Genomic DNA, 515 nt, shown 5'->3' on the forward strand with positions numbered 1-515 from the left:
CGGACCTGCTCTTCGCGGTCGACTCGATCCCCGCGATCTTCGGCCTCACGCAGGAGACCTTCCTCGTGTTCGCCGCCAACGCGTTCTCGCTGCTCGGCCTGCGCCAGCTCTACTTCCTCCTGGGCGGCCTGCTCGAGCGGCTGGTCTACCTGCCGATCGGTCTCGCGGTGATCCTCGGGTTCATCGGCGTGAAGCTGATCCTCGAGGCGCTGCACGAGAACACGCTGCCGTTCATCAACGGCGGTGAGCACCTCGACGCCGTCCCGACGGTCCCGATCTGGCTGTCGCTCGTGGTGATCATCGGTGCGCTCGCCGTCACCACCGTCGCGAGCCTGCTGCGCACGCGGGCGCTGCACGCCCAGGACGGCCCGTCCGCCGCGGCCCCCGCGAGCGGCGTCGCCGGTCCCGTGGAGGACGCGGTCGAGTCGCCTGCCGACGCCCCGGTGGACGAGGTCGCGCCGGCCGCCGAGACGCCGCCGTGGGGCACTGGTCCGCAGGACGGCGCCGGGCGGTAG

At 72.4% G+C, this 515-nt stretch carries 1 pseudogene; it reads left to right on the top strand.

Features of this window, described 5'->3' with window-relative positions:
* Nucleotides 1-515: pseudogene (locus G3I78_RS47570) on the top strand (hypothetical protein); the annotation flags it as partial.

Source organism: Streptomyces sp. SID13726, from assembly GCF_010548375.1.
Taxonomy (GTDB): Bacteria; Actinomycetota; Actinomycetes; order Streptomycetales; family Streptomycetaceae; genus Streptomyces.